At 43.5% G+C, this 17,900-nt stretch carries 12 protein-coding genes; 9 read left to right on the top strand and 3 right to left on the bottom strand.

What is annotated here, in order from left to right; genetic code table 11:
- Positions 1 to 3 precede the first annotated feature (3 nt).
- From HCR01_RS01570 to murI, 4 genes are all read left to right on the top strand, one after another.
- Complete coding sequence (locus HCR01_RS01570; RefSeq protein ID WP_193193856.1) at positions 4 to 1,476, top strand: cation:proton antiporter; 1,473 nt, start codon at positions 4 to 6, stop codon at positions 1,474 to 1,476.
- 641 nt (positions 1,477 to 2,117) lie between these two features.
- A complete protein-coding gene (locus HCR01_RS01575) occupies positions 2,118 to 4,001 on the top strand; it encodes an N-acetylmuramoyl-L-alanine amidase (RefSeq protein WP_193193858.1) in 1,884 nt (627 codons plus the stop codon).
- A gap of 624 nt (positions 4,002 to 4,625) precedes the next feature.
- Complete coding sequence (locus HCR01_RS01580) at positions 4,626 to 6,533, top strand: N-acetylmuramoyl-L-alanine amidase (RefSeq protein ID WP_193193859.1); 1,908 nt, start codon at positions 4,626 to 4,628, stop codon at positions 6,531 to 6,533.
- 127 nt (positions 6,534 to 6,660) lie between these two features.
- Positions 6,661 to 7,539 carry a glutamate racemase gene (gene murI / locus HCR01_RS01585; protein WP_193193861.1) on the top strand — a complete coding sequence of 293 codons (879 nt, stop codon included), beginning with the start codon at positions 6,661 to 6,663 and terminating at the stop codon, positions 7,537 to 7,539.
- 54 nt (positions 7,540 to 7,593) lie between these two features.
- On the opposite strand, the gene HCR01_RS01590 is transcribed toward murI, so the two are convergent.
- Positions 7,594 to 7,770 (bottom strand): hypothetical protein, encoded by a 177-nt coding sequence (locus HCR01_RS01590; RefSeq protein ID WP_320073069.1) that lies wholly within the window; start codon positions 7,768 to 7,770, stop codon positions 7,594 to 7,596.
- A gap of 1,423 nt (positions 7,771 to 9,193) precedes the next feature.
- Here HCR01_RS01590 and sds point away from each other — a divergent pair.
- Complete coding sequence (gene sds / locus HCR01_RS01595; RefSeq protein WP_193193865.1) at positions 9,194 to 10,165, top strand: solanesyl diphosphate synthase; 972 nt, start codon at positions 9,194 to 9,196, stop codon at positions 10,163 to 10,165.
- Between the two features lie 67 nt (positions 10,166 to 10,232).
- Here the strand turns inward: sds and HCR01_RS01600 are convergent, their stop codons facing one another.
- On the bottom strand, positions 10,233 to 10,706 hold the full coding sequence (locus tag HCR01_RS01600; RefSeq protein WP_193193867.1) for a hypothetical protein: 474 nt from the start codon (positions 10,704 to 10,706) through the stop codon (positions 10,233 to 10,235).
- Positions 10,707 to 10,911: 205 nt separating this feature from the next.
- On the opposite strand from HCR01_RS01600, the gene hetZ reads away from it, so the two are divergent.
- The 4 genes from hetZ (at position 10,912) to HCR01_RS01620 (ending at position 16,594) form a co-directional block, all read left to right on the top strand.
- Entirely contained in the window at positions 10,912 to 12,102 is a 1,191-nt protein-coding gene (gene hetZ / locus HCR01_RS01605; RefSeq protein WP_193193869.1) for a heterocyst differentiation protein HetZ, read from the top strand.
- Positions 12,095 to 13,075, top strand: coding sequence for a PatU (locus tag HCR01_RS01610; RefSeq protein WP_193193871.1), 981 nt, complete (start codon positions 12,095 to 12,097; stop codon positions 13,073 to 13,075). The genes hetZ and HCR01_RS01610 overlap by 8 nt, the downstream gene beginning before the upstream one ends.
- A gap of 308 nt (positions 13,076 to 13,383) precedes the next feature.
- Complete coding sequence (locus HCR01_RS01615) at positions 13,384 to 15,705, top strand: DUF3488 and DUF4129 domain-containing transglutaminase family protein (RefSeq protein WP_193194230.1); 2,322 nt, start codon at positions 13,384 to 13,386, stop codon at positions 15,703 to 15,705.
- A gap of 64 nt (positions 15,706 to 15,769) precedes the next feature.
- Positions 15,770 to 16,594, top strand: a complete 825-nt coding sequence (locus HCR01_RS01620; protein WP_193193873.1) for an NAD-dependent epimerase/dehydratase family protein — start codon at positions 15,770 to 15,772, stop codon at positions 16,592 to 16,594.
- Positions 16,595 to 16,687: 93 nt separating this feature from the next.
- Here HCR01_RS01620 and HCR01_RS01625 read toward each other — a convergent pair whose 3' ends face one another.
- Entirely contained in the window at positions 16,688 to 17,689 is a 1,002-nt protein-coding gene (locus tag HCR01_RS01625) for a phosphotransferase enzyme family protein (RefSeq protein ID WP_193193875.1), read from the bottom strand.
- Positions 17,690 to 17,900: the final 211 nt, after the last annotated feature.

The following is a 17,900-nucleotide window of genomic DNA, read 5'->3' on the forward strand; positions in this document are numbered from 1 at the left end:
CAAATGTATTTGTTAGAGCCAATTAACTTCTCTTTTCCTCTGCTGGCAAGCGCGACAAAAGCAGCAGACAGTTCAATGGTAGTAGCAGCAGTGCTACTAAGCTTAGTGGTAATTTACCTCGCCAGTAAACTTGGTGGGGAGTTATCAAACCAAGTAGGTTTACCGCCTGTCTTAGGCGAACTCGTCGGTGGTGTAGTAGTTGGCATCTCTGTTTTACATCTTTTGGTGTTTCCAGAAGGCGGGGCAGACAGTTCTAGTTCTTTGATCATGACCTTCCTACAAACCACTGCGGGTTTAAGTCCTGAAGCCACTCCCGAAGTATTTGCGGCGCAGTCGGAGGTCGTTTCTGTTTTAGCAGAATTGGGTGTGATCATACTGCTATTTGAAATTGGTTTGGAGTCGAACCTCAAAGACCTAATGGCAGTCGGTGTTCAAGCCGTTGTCGTTGCAGTGGTAGGGGTCGTAGTTCCCTTTACCGCTGGTACTGTGGGACTAATGACTTTATTTGGTATTGACGCTGTACCCGCAATTTTTGCTGGGGCAGCTTTAACTGCCACTAGTATTGGTATTACTTCCAAGGTGCTGTCAGAACTAGGACGGCTCAATTCTAAAGAAGGGCAAATTATTCTCGGCGCTGCCGTGATTGATGATGTTCTGGGAATCATTGTTCTGGCTGTAGTTGCTAGCTTGGCTAAAGATGGCGTGGTAGATGTAAGCAAAGTCATTTATTTGATTATCAGCGCCAGTAGTTTTCTGCTTGGAGCCATCCTGCTAGGCAATGTTTTCAATAAGTCTTTTGTAGCGATCGCTAATCAACTTAAGACACGCGGTGGACTAGTAATACCGGCATTCATCTTCGCCTTTGTTATGTCATACTTTGCCGCTGTCATCCAGTTAGAAGCAATTCTGGGGGCTTTTGCAGCTGGCTTAGTTCTAGAGGAGACAGATGAGCGCAAAGAACTGCAAAAGCAAGTCATTCCCATTGCCGATATGCTAGTGCCAATTTTCTTTGTGACTGTTGGGGCAAAAACTGATTTGGGAGTGTTGAACCCAGCAATTCCCGACAATCGGGAAGGTCTAATTATGGCAACTTTCCTGATCACAGTAGCCATTCTTGGTAAAGTGATCACAGGCTTAAGCGTGTTTGGTCAACCGCAAATCAACCGTTTAGCAATTGGTGTGGGCATGATTCCCAGGGGCGAGGTCGGTTTAGTCTTTGCTGGTGTCGGCGCTGCCAGCGGTGCTCTCTCGAAACCACTAGGAGCCGCCATTATCATGATGGTTATCTTGACAACCTTTTTAGCCCCTCCCTTGTTACGATTCGTATTTCCAGATCCAGAAACCTTGGATATGGGTTCAGAGAAACTGATTCTAGACGGTTCCTCTGGAAAATCGTTGGTAATTGAACCACCTCAGGCGATGGTGTCAAATGAGCGTGAAACTTTGGAAACAGCCCCAGATTCTCAAGAGAGTTAATCAAAATACTGGGTGGAAATCGTTTGTTGCCAGCGTCTTGATGTAGAACAAAACTGAGTTCTGAGTAATTATCAGAACTCAGGACTCTATAAGTGCTTGGTAGATTTTGCTAAAGTCAAGTGGAAACTTCTCTCCTCAAATCTCCGTCCCGTGAGATTGTAAAATTATCGTTTGTTTCTAATTTTTACCAGCATTCGGAATGTTATCTATTTTTCATCTCACTCTACTTCACAGTCCTAATCTGAATATTTTCCAAGTAATTAGGGAGTTTCCATAAATTTTGCTAGATCCGCTGACGTAGTGGGAATTATTTACTCAGTGCATGAATTGCAGCAATCAAACAAATAAACATCAATTCCTGACTAACTCAAGTGTTGCTGACTTGGTTTGACTGAGTAGTGTTAATTCTGGCTATCTCTTTGTTGTCACCATCTGGATACTTTGCTGGTCAAGTTTTTAGGTACTAGCAGCATGGCAAAATCACAAGAATAGACTCTAAATTACGCCATTAAGTGTGTATTTGTATCAGCGTAAAACTCAACTAAGGCATCAAAACTCAAGTTTAGGTGGTGTCGGTGTGACGATTGCCAATATGTTGAAATATTGACTGCTCCCATAAATGTGAATCAGGAGAAAATACTGTGAAACTACACTGGTTACTACCCAGTACTATTGGAACTATCTTCATGCTGTCGTCGCCGGCAATGGCCGCCAGACTTGAATCTTGGCGTTTTGATGCCAACCAAAACAAACTGGAGATTAACACTTTGGGGGCTGTTCAACCCAAAGCGCAATTAGTATTTAACCCGACTCGTCTGGTAATTGATTTGCCAGAAACCACATTTGGGCGTCCGCAGCTCACGCAACAGGTAGGCGGTGCAATTCGCTCTATCCGTGTTGGTCAGTTTGACCAACAAACAACGCGTATAGTTGTCGAACTCACTCCTGGTTATACTCTAGACCCCAAACGAGTGCAATTTGTCGGTAATACTGGTAGTCGTTGGATAGTACAATTACCCACACCAGTCCTTGAAAAAGTAGTATCCTCTCCCAGAAATATTTACAGTGTAGTCACACCAAACTCCGAAACCAAACCTGATTTCTCAAAGGTTGCCGCCAATGCTACACCAGCGGCGACTCAAATTGAGAACTTGCAAGTAACAGGTGATGGGTTTTACATCCGCACCAGTGGTGGTAATCCTCAGCTTAGGGTAAATCGCAGCCGCGATCGCAGTACCATTTTCATGGACATCTCTGGCGCAACTTTATCACCATCCTTAGCACGGCGAGATGATGTGTCAGTTAATCGACACGGTGTTAGTAGTGTCGAATTCACTCAACTGCAAACCCAACCACCTGGTGTCCGCATGACATTGCGGGTAGATAAAAATAGCCCTGACTGGCAGGCAGCTAAGAGCAGCAATGGTGGTTTAATAGTTCTGCCTACTCGGATTGGAAGATTGCCCAGAAGTAATAATCTCACCAACCCACCGGATAATCAGTCAAACCCATTGCCATTGCCTCGTACGCCACTTGCTATTAGCTCGCCTGCTACGATTCAATCTGTAGAATTGGCTGGTAATGGTACACAACTGCTGATTAGATCAGATCAAAATTTATCTGCTAAGGGAGGCTGGGATAGAACGTCTGGTTTGTTCCGCATCACTATTAACAACGCTAACTTAGCTCCTAGAGTTACAGGTCCCGTTTTTAATGCTAATAGTCCCATCTTACGAGTACGCCTACAACCACAAGAACCTAATACTGTAGTTGTTTTGGTTCAACCAGCAGCAGGAGTGCAAATTGGGGAACTCAACCAGGTTAGTGACCAGCTTTTGGCTCTACAACTACAAAGCTCTCGCCGAGCCGTCACACGCTCTGGAACACTTCCTTTACCCCCCCTGCCACCCCCCAATCGCATACCATTCCCAGACCCAAATAATCCCAATCCCCAGCCTATTACACAGCCACGCCCGATTCCTAGAGGAAAGGTTATAGTTCTCATTGACCCTGGACATGGTGGTAAAGACCCTGGAGCAATTGGCATTGGAGGAGTACGTGAGAAGGATGTCATATTGCCCATCGGTAGAAGAATCGCAGCAATTTTGCAGCAAAATGGCGTGCAAGCAGTGTTAACGCGAAATTCTGACTTTTTCGTTAGCCTTCAAGGACGAGTAGCTATGGCGGAGCGAGCTAACGCTGATGTGTTTGTCAGCATCCACGCTAATGCAATAGGGCCGGGTCGCTCGGATGTCAGTGGCTTGGAAACGTATTATTACGACAGTGGTTTGGGTCTAGCTCGCATTGTCCACAACAACATTCTCCAAAGTTTAAATGTCAGAGACAGAGGAGTGCGCCGAGCCAGATTTTATGTCCTCAGAAAAAGTTCCATGCCTTCTATTCTCGTGGAAACAGGTTATTTGACTGGTCGAGAGGATATCGCTAAGCTCAGAACCTCAGCTTACCAGAATCAAATGGCAGAGGCGATCGCTCGCGGTATCCTCCAGTACCTAAAGAGAAGATAAGTAATTTAATCCAGAACTTTGAGTAAAAAAATCTCAATGATTCTCGGTTTTATACAATTTAGTAGTCAATATGCTAGGAATATTACTGGTACTGAAAAAAATTCGTATCATTTTAACTCATGAAAATCTCAAATTACCGATTCCTCTCAAAAAGGATTCGTTTATATCAGAAGTTTTGAGTGACGGCTTGCTTCGCTCAGACCTCTTTTGTGTAAGATTTGACATATCTAAGTGTAAATATTTTTCTAAACATTAATCTTAGAGTGACTGTCAGCTAATAACAGGAATAGAAATTTTTGTATCGTTGCATTATTGTTGCATTGCTCACTAACAATACAACGTGAATCTCTGACTGATGCCAGTGTGATTGATTAGACTTGTCTGAGTCTAGTTAATTTTTATTTTTTAGTGTAATTTGATGCTTTGCTTGTCTAATTTTTAGGCGTTAACAGCATGGCAAAATCAGAGTAAAGTGCTATAATTCTACGCCATTAAGTGTGTATTTAGATCAGCGCAAAACTCAAGCAAGGCATCAAAGCTCAAGTTTAGGTGGTGTCGGTGTGACGATTGCCAATATGTTGAAATATTGACTGCTCCCATAAATGTGAATCAGGAGAAAATACTGTGAAACTACACTGGTTACTACCCAGTACTATTGGAACTATCTTCATGCTGTCGTCGCCGGCAATGGCCGCCAGACTTGAATCTTGGCGTTTTGATGCCAACCAAAACAAACTGGAGATTAACACTTTGGGAGCTGTTCAACCCAAAGCGCAATTAGTATTTAACCCGACTCGTCTGGTAATTGATTTGCCAGAAACCACATTTGGGCGTCCGCAGCTCACGCAACAGGTAGGCGGTGCAATTCGCTCTATCCGTGTTGGTCAGTTTGACCAACAAACAACGCGTATAGTTGTCGAACTCACTCCTGGTTATACTCTAGACCCCAAACGAGTGCAATTTGTCGGTAATACTGGTAGTCGTTGGACAGTACAATTACCCACGCCAAAAGCTGATCAAGTAGTCTCGTCAACGGATATTGGAGGTCAGCAAAGAGAAGTTCCAGCGACAGCACCTCCCCCAAAGATATCCACGCCCTTGTTCTCCCCAAGAAATATTTACAATGTTGTGACGGAACCTGTGATTAACACACCTAACAGCGGAACAGTCAACACTGTAGCAGCAGGTGTGACTCAAATTGAGAACTTGCAAATCACAGGCGATGGTTTTTTTATCCGCACCAGTGGTGGTAATCCTCAAATTCAGGTAAATCGCAGCAACGATCAAAAAGTAATTAACATCGACATTGCTGGCGCATCTTTATCACCAAGTTTAGAGCAAGGTGATGTGGTGATTAATCGCTATGGTGTCAGTCATATCCAATTCACTCAACAGCAAACAAGAACACCTGTTGTTCGCATGACATTGCAGGTGGACAAAAATAGTCCTGACTGGCGGGCAACTAAGAGCAGTATCGGTGGTTTCGTAGTTCTGCCTAGTCGTAGTGTTGCTCAATCACCTGGAGGCAATATACCCCCCATAACACCTACTACCTCGCCTGCTACGATTCAGTCTGTGGAACTGGCTGGTAATGGTACACAACTGCTGATTAGAGCCGACCAAAATTTATCTGCTACAGGAGGCTGGGATAGAACGTCTGGTCTGTTCCGCATTACTATTGCCAATGCTAACTTAGCTCCTAAAGTCACCGGACCTGCTTTTAATGCTAATAGTCCCATCCTGCGGGTACGCCTACAACCACAAGAATCTAATACTGTAGTTGTCTTGGTTCAACCAGCGGCAGGAGTGCAAATTGGGGAACTCAATCAGGTTAGTGACCAGCTTTTGGCTCTACAATTACAAAGTTCTCAGGGAGTGACACCGACACTTGCTTTGCCTCCCCTGCCATTGCTAAATCAGAGACCATTGCCAGATCCTACAGATAATCCTCAACCCTTATCACAGCCGCGTCCTTCAGTTCCCAAAGGGAAATTATTAGTAGTTATTGACCCCGGACATGGCGGTAAGGACTCTGGAGCTCCTGGTTTAGGCGGATTGCTAGAAAAGGATGTAGTCCTACCTATTGGCAGAAGAATAGCAGCAGTATTAGAGCAAAATGGTGTACAAGCAGTGCTAACACGTGATGCTGACTTCTTCGTAGAACTTCAAGGACGGGTAGACATCGCCGAGCGAGTTAACGCTACTTTGTTTGTCAGCGTTCATGCTAATTCGGTTGAAGGTCGTCCTGATGTAAATGGACTAGAAGTGTATTATTACGACAGTGGTTATGCTTTGGCTGAAGTAGTTCGCAATTCCATTCTTCAGAATATCGATGCCCTCAAAGATAGAGGAACGCGCAAAGCCCGATTTTACGTTCTCAGGAAAAGCTCTATGCCCTCGATTTTAGTTGAAACAGGCTATATGTCTGGTCGGGAGGATAATGCCAGATTGGCAACGCCAGATTATCAAAATCGGATGGCAGAGTCGATCGCTCGCGGCATCCTCAGGTACTTACAACAAGGTAAAATGTAGTAAAAATTACTAATTAAAGAGGTAGTATTTAGACTTCTTTTATGTGCAGTATTTAGTGGTGGTTAATTGGTGAATTTTTTGCTAAGTTCTGTATTTTAAATCCAAAAACCTAAATCAACATCTGCCTGTGTATTCATCTTCCATTTTTGAAGGGAATCTTTACGATTTTTCTGACCAAGAACCCCAGCGTGCCCCAATTGGCATCTTTGATAGTGGTGTTGGTGGTCTTACAGTATTGCGGCAAGTGTATCGGCAACTTCCCAATGAATCAATTGTTTACTTTGGGGATACGGCTCGACTTCCTTATGGTATTCGTTCCCAAGCAGAAATCTTACAGTTTGCGCGTGAAATCCTTACCTGGCTGCAACAGCAGCGGGTAAAAATGGTGATTATGGCTTGTAATACTAGTTCTGCTCTCGCCTTAGAAACTGTGCGTCAGGAATTTAGCATACCCATTCTGGGAGTGATTTTACCTGGGGCAAGGGCAGCTGTGCAACAAGGAAAGCGTATCGGTGTAATTGCGACTCCAGCCACAGCCAAGAGTAATGCTTATCGACAAGCTATTCTCGAAATTGATCCTAATGTCCAAGTCTGGCAAGTTGGCTGTCCAGAATTTGTGCCACTGATTGAGCAAAACCGCATTCACGACCCCTACACTACTGAGGTAGCACGAGCCTATCTAGAGCCTTTACTGCAACAGGAAATTGACACTTTAGTCCACGGTTGTACCCATTATCCCCATCTTGCACCAGTACTGCGATCATTCCTCCCATCTCATGTAAAGCTGGTTGACCCAGCTGTCCATGTTGTGGCAGCTTGTATTAAAGAGTTAGACTTACTAGGCTTAAAGAATACCTACCTACCATTGCCTACTCGCTTCGCTGTCAGCGGTTGTCCGCAACAATTTGCCCAATCAGGAGTAAAATGGCTTGGGTATACGCCAATGGTTGAAGAGATATGCTTCACAGATACCGCATTCCAACTCCAACAAGATCATGTTGGATAATTAATATTTAGTCAAGAGTCAAGGATTAACATTATTTTGACTCTAGACTAATGATTATTGGCTATTGACTGCTTCAGTCACCTTTGTTCTTATTGATCTCTCATGCTGACGTTTGCCTGTGTCAGATGAAAGAACACTTGCACAAACACTTTTTTTAACCGTTCGCTTTGCCAATGCTAATAACAAGTAGATTGTAAACAAATATCCAGCCGCTAAAATAAAAATCATCATAGACATACTTCCGTGAATCATTGTTCTACTAGCACTTTTGTCAAATGAATATGAAATTTCATAAAATTAGCAAAGCTTTAGCCAACAAAGTGCATTCTTAATGGCTGCAATTCGCTATATCAAGATTTTCCGCACAGAGTCATTTCTCTTCGGTTAACGAATTTACTATTGAATTTAGTTTTTCGCAGACCATACATCCTACAGCAGTTATAAGTTGCCCAATGCCAACCTATAACTACACTCCTCAGCAGTCTACCTGGCCTGCACTATTTTCGTACGCACTACTATGGTATGGAAACGCTTACACTAAATTGCGCTGAATACGTTTCAAATGCCAGTCATGCATGAGATAAACTACCCCAGTTTCTTCAAAGGTGAGAACTCCCCGAAGTTCTGATGTTTTTGACAAGCCAGCTACTCTCCGAGAAGCCGCTCGGCATCTACCGAACGTCTACGCCGATTCGCCTTTAGGCATTCCCATAGAGTAGCTGACGCTCAGACTTCTCTTTGCAACAGGCTAGCTCCCTAAGATCGTGCTGGCTCCTACGTAGGTAGGTACGCTATTCAAAGGTGTTATCGTCCTCATAAGGAGAAACAAGCTACACAAAGCGCCTACAAGAGAAGATTACTCCAAGGGCTTCCATAAGGAAATTACGTAGCTCTTACTTAGGAGTTCGTATACCGTAGGTTTAACTAAAGGAATAATTTCCTAGATTCAACCAACGACGAGTTATTTTAGACTCACAACACCAATTGGGTAAAATCATCTATGGGTGATCTACCTTTGGAGGGCGAATATCTGAAAAATTTAAAATTCCTTGATTTTAGCGTAACACAATGGCTCTGACTTTTCAGCCAACTTGTTTGCTAAATTCAAAATTTTTTAGATGCTTGAACCTCAAGCTTCTACAAACTAATCTTAACTCTATCTGTGATAATTTTAAGTCAACATCTATTTTGTCAATAAGTAATATTACTTTATTGAAAATTAATTTGATGTCAGAAAACGTACATTTTTTGGGAAAGATGTAACATAACTTTAAGAAACCTCCTGCTCCGTATACGGAATACCTACATTTTCGTAAAAACTAGAGCACAATTGCTTATTGACATAAATATAAAATATATGTGTGAAACTATTGTCAGGAAATTAGCAAAAATGCACATTACTACTTATAGAAGTAATGCTTACACACATTTATTTCGAGGCTTATGAGTGTGGAAAAGTAAAGCCAAAAGAGTAGAAATGCACAAAAAAGGTTCTTGCTGCCAGCAACAGACACTCTCACCGCCATCAAGATTTCTTGAAGGATAAGTTTAAGTGTAGGATTACTTGATGAAAACTTTGCGCTGGCACAGGCTTATCTTAAAATGAGTATAGGATATGTAAACTTTCGTAACCTAAGCCAGAGTCCGCCCATTCATGACCCCAGCCACCTCCCTGTTTACCCCTGTGGAAGCAGACTTGCGAATACTAGCAGATAACCTAAAACAGCTAGTTGGAAATCGCCACCCCATCCTCTGTGCAGCAGCCGAACATTTATTCGGGGCTGGGGGGAAACGCATCAGACCAGCAATTGTCTTGCTGGTATCGCGGGCGATCATGTTAGAACAAGACATTACACCTCGTCACCGACGCCTAGCAGAAATTACGGAAATGATTCACACAGCTAGCTTGGTACACGACGATGTAGTAGATGAGTCAAATATGCGACGTGGTGTTCCCACTATTCATAGTTTGGTTGGGAACCGCATTGCCATACTAGCAGGAGATTTTCTCTTCGCCCAATCATCTTGGTATTTGGCTAATTTGGACAATCTGGAGGTGGTGAAACTACTTTCGGAAGTAATTATGGATCTGGCATCTGGGGAAATCCAGCAGGGATTGAGTCGCTTTGATACTGATATCTCAATTGAGTCTTACCTCGAAAAGAGCTATTACAAAACTGCCTCGTTAATTGCCAACAGTTCTAAAGCAGCCGGGTTACTAGGCGAAGTTTCTCCAGAAACAGCTGATCATTTGTATAACTACGGGCGTCATCTTGGTCTAGCTTTTCAGATTGTGGATGATATTTTAGATTTCACTAGTACAACAGATGCATTGGGTAAACCAGTGGGATCGGATCTCAAAAGCGGTCATTTGACTGCACCAGTTTTATTTGCTTTAGAGGAAAAACCGTACTTGGAAGCGCTAATAGAACGACAGTTTGCCCAAGAAGGTGATTTAGAGCAAGCGCTGGAGCTGATTCAAGATAGTCAAGGTATACAGCGAGCGCGAGAATTAGCTGCTCACCATGCTAAGTTAGCGACTGAGCATATTGCGGCTCTCCCACCCTCAGAATCCCACCAGGCCTTGCTTAACATAGCTGAATATAATCTGAGTCGACTCTATTAGGGATTAGGGATTAGGAAACAGCTTTCCCAGTAGCTAACCCCCATTTCCCCTTATCCTAGTCATCAACTCAAGCGATATCAGGGGGTATGCTTTTGTGTGATTTATTTTGTTGTAGCTTTTGTTGAACAAGGTTTTGTAAGTCAGCTCGTGGTATTTCAATAGCATTAGTAGTAGTACCAGGAGTTTCAAAAAAAACTATGCTATCTACGGGTTCTAGTGCCACGAGCTGGAACAAAATATTAATGACAGGAATGGCTGTAGCTATTAGTTGAGGGTCAAGCCCAGCAGAGGAGATTAGTGAGACATCCTGTAAGGTAGGAAAAGCATAAATCACGCGCTTTTCCAATTTTGGATTTGCACGGTTGCTCAATGTAGTTAGAACCCAATCTTCCTTCAAGCTTTGAAGAATATAGTACTGGGGATAGCGTAATTTTTGAGCGATCGCGCTGAGCGCCAGGGCGATTGCTGCGATAAGTTGTGGTGTTATACCATCGTGGGGTGCATTGTCAATCAGCAATTGAATTTGTGCTTCTAAATCCATAATGACTTGTAAACGGCTCCTGGGTAATGGCTATAACATTTATCTAAAGTGTGAATAATCAAAACAGAGTTGGGAACAATAAATTAAGCCAAATCTCAACGCAGGACTGGCCTGCGTTTAGCTTATACGCAAAACACACAAAGCCAATACCCACGGTCATACAGGTTGTATTTAAGTATGTTAGGGCCTTTAAAAAACCGAGACTATGAATTCAGCCGCAACAGCAACTATTCTGGGAGAAAATTCTATCGGCGTGGAGGTGATATTTCAACTCCTATTCAAGGAGCTTCAGCAGTCAACCAAAGCTTCGGAACAGAATTGCCACGATGTGGCGACACGAATTAACACCGAAGTCTACCGGATTTGCAGTGAAAGCAAACGTATTCAAGCTTCTGGTGCTGTGGAAAATTCGGCAATGACCCTTGCCCGACATCGCCTACAACAGTGTCTCAGGTACTATCTGTTGGGTTCAAATCGCGGACGGGTAGAATTACACAGTACTTTGAGTGCAATTATTTATCGTTACATTAATCCGCCTCAGAGGCAACTGAGCTATCAAGGTCGGCTGACTATAATTGAAGATTTCTTACAGAGTTTTTATCTAGAGGCCTTAAACGCTTTCCGTAGGGAAAACCAACTCAGCGCCACTTATCGTCCCCAGACATTGCTGGAGTTGGCAGAGTACATGGCATTTACCGAACGCTATGGCAAACGACGCATTCCCTTACCAGGTCGTCAGCAGCAGCTAATTATTTTGCGAGCGCAAACTTTCTCCCAACAGCAACCCCCGGAAACCAGCGTAGACATAGAACAAGCAGCAGAAGGTAGCAGCAACGAAGCCGATGGTTCTTGGGAGGAGCCAGCAGTGCAGCAATTACGCTCAACGATGGCGACGCAATCCGAACCAGAACCAGAAGAAGACACATTGCGCTCTGTTGTGATTACGGAATTAATGGATTATCTAGAACAGCGGCAACAATCTGACTGTGCTGATTACTTTTCCCTCCGTCTCCAGGATTTATCAGCACAAGAAATTGAGTCGGTTTTAGGTTTAACCCCTCGTCAGAGGGATTACTTACAGCAACGCTTCAAGTATCATTTAATCCGGTTTGCCTTGTTGCATCGCTGGGAACTAGTTCATGAGTGGTTGGAAGCTTCTTTGCACACAAATTTGGGCTTAACTCCCCAGCAATGGCAACTATACACAGCACAGTTGGATGATAAACAGCGTTCTTTACTAGAGTTGAAGCAACAAGGACAACCCGACGAAAAAATTGCAAAAACTTTGGGGCTGTCAATGGCACAACTTCAAAAACGATGGTTTAAAATTCTTGAACAAGCTTGGGAAATTCGTAACTCGTTAGTGTCCGGATCAGGTGCATCTACTCATGAATAGTGACTCAGAATCCTTACAACACCAGTTTCTCGATTTTTTACTGACAGATAATGTCAAAAACTGCGAGCAACCCTTGGTAGAGTGTAAGGAAAATGACGGGGGAGAAAACCTTTTCAAGGAAGCTGCCACTTCAAAAAGTGACCAGCAAAAATTGAGAGGGACACCCCAAACCTTTCAACTGGGAGAAATTCCTACTGTGCAAGAACGTTTCCAAGCCGTCCTTAAGCGTCGGTTACAAATCCAAATCCAAGACCACCCACCTTTGTTTCCTTGGGAAACAAAGTTAACAGACTATCCCGATTTTGTTGACGAACCATCTATCGCACTGGTACCTACCTGGGGATGGATGGCACAGCAATCGAAGCTGAATCTGCCACTTCCTTTGCCAGAAAGAGTTTTTCGGCAATTACTAGAGCAGTGTCAAGCTTTACTCACGTCTTCAGTACCGTTAGGGGCAAAATTAGTTCAGGTAGTGGAAAGCTTTTTTCCCACTGAGTCTCAGACACTTAACGATATAGCTGGATTGGTGCTAAGAAGCACATATAGATCTGTGGATGCCCTGGAAACAATGCCCAACATTCAGAGCGAATACACAGATTTACTACCACGTCAACAGATGGCACTGTCGTTGCTGGCAGCAAAACAACTGCTGGAGAATCTGACTTTACCACTTTCATCGACTAATCCAGTGGTAGAAAGACAGTGGTTAACTAGTGTCGGTACTCTAAACATCAGGGTAGAATGCCAGTCTTTGGGTAACTTGACAAAGTTGCTTGTTCAGGCTGATTTACCGACTAAAGGAATTATGACGCTTCAGGGGAATGGCACCCTAGCAACGTCACAGTCTTCCAGTCCAGAAAGCTTAAGTGTAGAATTATACTGTAGGCAGCTTAGCCAGACCTATACCCTGGAATTTGAGTTTCCAGAAATAGACGAACAACCACTGTTATTTTTGATTAGTTCCACAATGTAGCAAATTGCCAACGCTAGCACTCTACGTTAATCAACGACGATATATAAAGATGATTTTCCTGGTTTTGAAGCTTATCCTATTTTTCAACATGCGGTCATTAGGGGTTTAGGAAAAGCGGCTCTGAGAAGGACATTTAATATAAGACGCACAGGCCCCCATAAATATTTAAAGTGTCTCTAAAGAAAGGGTAAGAAAGCTTTCTCAAGGGGAGTAGCTTCAGGTGGGGGCCATTTACGTCACTAGTATTATGTCCGCGTAGCATCTACATCATTGCTTTACTTAGACTCAAAATGTTTAACTTATCCAGGATGAATCGGTTTTGGCGTCTCCCTGTAAATAATTTCTGGCGGCATACGCAGGGGTCGCCTTTAACAGAAGTGGAAGATTCTATTTCTTTGCGGGTGCTGGTGCTAGCGTTGGTTATTTTGGGAATTGTGGCAACAGATATTGCCGCTGAGACTGCATTCAGTCCTTGGGCATTACCTCTGAGTGTAGTTGGTGCAATTTGGAGTTACTACCGTCGTGGTTACGCCAATATTACAGTCAAGTTCTGCATCGCTATAGGGATGTTAGTAGCACTGGGCGCTTTCTTTGGGCGGTTAGTGGGAGAATTAAATGATACGCGGTTGGGTTTAGCAGAATTATTAATACAACTCCAAGTACTACACAGCTTTGATACACCCCGCCGCAAAAACTTGGGTTATTCAATTGTTATAGGACTGATTTTAATAGGTGTGGCTGGGACATTGAGTCAGACCTTAGCCTTTGCACCGATCCTGTTGTTATTTTTAGCGATCGCTCTGCCAACTTTAGTACTAGATTACCGCTCACGCTTGGGCTTACGGCAGTTAAAAACAAAAAAGGAAATATTCCAAAAAGGAAAATTTTCAAGTTTAAATATAAAATTTTTAATTCTTAATTTTTTGCTAATTGTCAGTCTGGGACTGGCAATTTTTGCTATTTTGCCCCGTTTTCCTGGCTACCAGTTACGGACATTTCCTGTAAGTTCTCCTATCGGAGTAAAAGGAGATTTTACAGGGCGTAACATTATCAATCCTGGTTATGTCCGCCGAGGTAATGGTAATAAGGGGGGTAGTAGTGGTACGGGGCAAAACCAAACAGGCCAACCAGAAAAAGTAGATCAGGGCTTTTATTACGGTTTTAATAGCCAGATTAATCAAAATCTTCGGGGCGAGATGACACCGAAAGTTGTAATGCGGGTACGGTCGCAAACTGAGGGTTTTTGGCGAGTCCTGGGATTTGACCGTTATACAGGTAAAGGATGGGAAGTTTCTCGTAATGAAGATGTTACGACGATCAAGCGATCGCCTTGGTCTTACCAAATTTTTCTTTCCCCACCCTGGATCACTGGTAAAACCAAAGAGGTGGTACAAACTTATACAGTCGTATCAGATTTGCCCAATCTGATTCCAGCGATGGCTTATCCTAAAGAAATTTACTTTCCCACACCAATAATTGCTGTTGATAAAGAAGATGGGTTGCGATCGCCTGTGGAATTATCAGAAGACCTCACCTACACAGTAATATCTGAAGTACCATACCGCGATCGCACTTTGTTAGGACAAGCTCCGACAAAATACCCGCAGCAAATTCAAAAGTATTATCTACAAATTCCTCCTGAAATTGCTGAAAAAGTCCGGCAACGCACAGAAGAAATATTCGCTAACTACAATCGGGAGCGGGTGGCTAAGTCATTTAAAACACTCGATTCACCCTATGAGAAGGCTCTCTACTTAGCTCAGTACTTGAAGCAAAACTACTCTCTCCCGCAAAATCCGTTAGAACTGCCTTATTTGGGTGAAAAAGAAGACTTAGTAGAAGCTTTTTTGTTTAAGCACAAAGGAGGCTATCCCGACCACTTCTCAACCGTTCTCACAGTGATGCTGCGTTCGATTGGCATCCCAGCACGGTTAGTGGCGGGGTTTAGTGCAGGAGAGTTTAATCCATTTACGGGGATGTATGTTGTCCGTAATACAGATGCCTACGCGATGACAGAAGTGTATTTCCCCAAATATGGCTGGTTTGCCTTTGACCCAATTCCTAATCATCCCCTAATTCCCCCTTCAATTGAGGATACCCAAACTTTTAGCGTCCTACGTCAGTTGTGGCACTGGGTTGCTGGGTGGCTACCATCTCCAGTGACAGGTTTACTAAATAATATATTTGGGACAATATTTAGCTGGGTAACTAGGGCGATCGCTTGGTTTTTAGCTTTATTTTCTCAAGGTTGGTTCGGTGTATTAACTGGCTTAATCTTGACGACTACAGCGGCTTTCTTAGGTTGGCTGAGTTGGGGTCAGTGGCTAGAATGGCGCAACCGCCAATGGTTGAATAAATTGCCAGCAATGGAAAAACTTTATCAACAAATGCTCCAATGGACAGCCGAAAAAGGTTTGGGTAAACATCCAGCACAAACACCCCTTGAGTATGCCAAAGTATCACACCAGCATCATGCTCCGGTTATTGCTCAGGTAATAGATGAAATTTGTCAAGCCTATGTTGGCTGGCGCTATGGTGGTCATCCTCCTGACTTGAAGCGACTGCGACAAAGATGGGAAAGTTTGAAAAAGGACTTTAAATCAAGAAAACTCGTTAAAAACATAGAATAATTCATATTTGACAAAAGTTTTAGCTAAACCAATAATTAGCAAATGCTTATATAAATAATTACGCATGAAAATATTGGTTACGGGCAACCAAGGAATGATCGGTTCGGTTGTTGAAAAAGTCTTGCGTGCCGACGGATATGAAGTGATTGGCTTTGATATTATAAGTGGTCATAATATTCTGAATCCAAACGAAATCCGTTCCGCACTTCAAGGTTGTGACGCAATAGTTCATCTAGCAGCGCTACTTGGAAGCCCTGATGACACGCCAGATGAAATAATGGCAGTCAATCTTCTTGGTACTTGGCATATTTTAAGCGCGGCAGCAGAGGCAAAACTGAAACGTATCGTTTTCTTCAGCAGCGTTGATGCGTTGGGAATCTTCAAAGGTGAGCGAAAACCGGATTATCTTCCGTTGGACGATAATCACCCTTGTTATCCAGCCACTCCCTACGCTATTTCCAAGCGGCTTGGTGAAGAAATGTGCCGATATTTTACCGACAGCACAGGTATCTCAACTATTTGTCTGCGAGCGCCAGGTGTGTTTGATGAAGAGACTTACGATTTTATTATTTCCAATCGGCGAGCCAATCCCGATTTTGAATGGAACCCATTTTGGGAATATGGCGCTTTTCTCGATGTGAGAGACGCAGCCCAAGCAGCGCGGTGCGCTTTACACTGCCCCAATCCCGGTCATTTGACCTTGCTGCTATGTGCGGATGACATTTCTTCAGCACATCGAACTAGTCAAGAAATGGCTCAATCCCTACTTCCTGACGTGGAGTGGCGCGGTGGTTCCGAATATAAACGTGAACCTTATAAAGCCCTGATTAACACCCAAGTTGCGAAAGAAGTCCTCCAGTGGGTTCCGGTTCATAGATGGCGACCGTAAAGTATCCCACCAGAACAATTAGCGGGAAGAGAGTAGCAAAAATCCATAAGTTATCTTGACTGGGTAAGCGAACCTAATACCAAAGCAGAACAGCTAACGGGACTTAAACAAAAATGGCTCGCCTTTCAGATATCTGCTACAGAGCTTTGCGGTGACGTAGGGTATATCTTGTGATAGGTAATTATGTTCATTTGGCTGTAATGCGAGAAAGGCAAAATTGTCTATCGTTGCCCCAATAAAGAACGCCTCCAACATATTTTGATACTCATTGGGCAGTTGGCACACGCTTTGATAGCCATTGACGAATGATGTACGGTTTCCAGGCATTAAATGTTTGAGTGTAGAGGCAATGTCATAAAGATAATAACCGAAGCCACAACAGGAAAAGTCAATGGCTCGTGCTTCACCTGCGTGAAAGATGTAATTGTTTTCATTCAGGTCTGCGTGAATCAGACCCCAACTCTGGCGTGTTTTTTCTAGTGCTGTCATCACCTGGGCAATTCGCTGCACCACAGTCTCAAGCACAGCAAAATCAGTAATAGATATGGTGCCAGTATCTACTAGCGATCGCAGTTCCATCAGTGATATATATAGTTGCTCACAATCGTATTTTGGTCGCGTGAAGCCTATAGGCAACTCCCAAAGGCTGGCGTGCTGGTGCAACCGAGCCATAAGTTCCCCGACTCGCCAAGCTTGCGTTGGTGTAGGTTCGGTGTCGAGGGGAGAACCATCAACCCAGTTTAATAATGTACAGTTGAGCGTTTCGCTGGTGTGATCAATCGCTACAGAGGTGACGAAAGTACCGTTGAGGTTTTGCACGGGGTACGGCACAACTAAATCGGTATCTTGATGCAATGCGGTTAGCCACGCGAGTTCTGACTCAATCACGGCGTGTTGTTGCCAAATGCGATCGCGGAACTGGGCGATCGGGTGATGAATACGGAGAAGAAATGACTTGCAATTTTCAGCATCCCGCGTATCAATCCGAAACGTTAAATTTTCGCTATGGCCCAAAAACACCAATCGTGCAGCACTGACGTTGTACTGAGCCAGCACCGCTAGAGCGAGACTGTTCCAATCGATTTTGCTCTCCATCAAATTCCATACCAGATTGTGATTAAAAATAAATCTACATCAGCCGAATAGCTTGTATCAGTGGAATCTTGCCTATATCTTTGGGTAGATTTTAAGTTAATTTGGCTGATAAACTGCTAAAAAAAAGCAGACATTATTTAAAAACGAAGGCTGGCGTGAATTTAAGCGTTTTAACTCCCATTTTTGGGGATAACATGGGAATAAGTTTCTT

This window comes from Nostoc sp. MG11 (assembly GCF_014904695.1).
Lineage (GTDB): Bacteria > Cyanobacteriota > Cyanobacteriia > Cyanobacteriales > Nostocaceae > Komarekiella.

Bases quoted from the DNA above. Each gene is read 5' to 3' on its own strand.
- HCR01_RS01625 (WP_193193875.1), bottom strand. From the start codon at position 17,689: ATGGAGAGCAAAATCGATTGGAACAGTCTCGCTCTAGCGGTGCTGGCT.
- sds (WP_193193865.1), top strand. From the start codon at position 9,194: ATGACCCCAGCCACCTCCCTGTTTACCCCTGTGGAAGCAGACTTGCGA.
- HCR01_RS01590 (WP_320073069.1), bottom strand. From the start codon at position 7,770: ATGATGATTTTTATTTTAGCGGCTGGATATTTGTTTACAATCTACTTG.
- hetZ (WP_193193869.1), top strand. From the start codon at position 10,912: ATGAATTCAGCCGCAACAGCAACTATTCTGGGAGAAAATTCTATCGGC.
- HCR01_RS01620 (WP_193193873.1), top strand. From the start codon at position 15,770: ATGAAAATATTGGTTACGGGCAACCAAGGAATGATCGGTTCGGTTGTT.
- HCR01_RS01570 (WP_193193856.1), top strand. From the start codon at position 4: ATGTATTTGTTAGAGCCAATTAACTTCTCTTTTCCTCTGCTGGCAAGC.
- HCR01_RS01610 (WP_193193871.1), top strand. From the start codon at position 12,095: ATGAATAGTGACTCAGAATCCTTACAACACCAGTTTCTCGATTTTTTA.
- HCR01_RS01615 (WP_193194230.1), top strand. From the start codon at position 13,384: ATGAATCGGTTTTGGCGTCTCCCTGTAAATAATTTCTGGCGGCATACG.
- HCR01_RS01600 (WP_193193867.1), bottom strand. From the start codon at position 10,706: ATGGATTTAGAAGCACAAATTCAATTGCTGATTGACAATGCACCCCAC.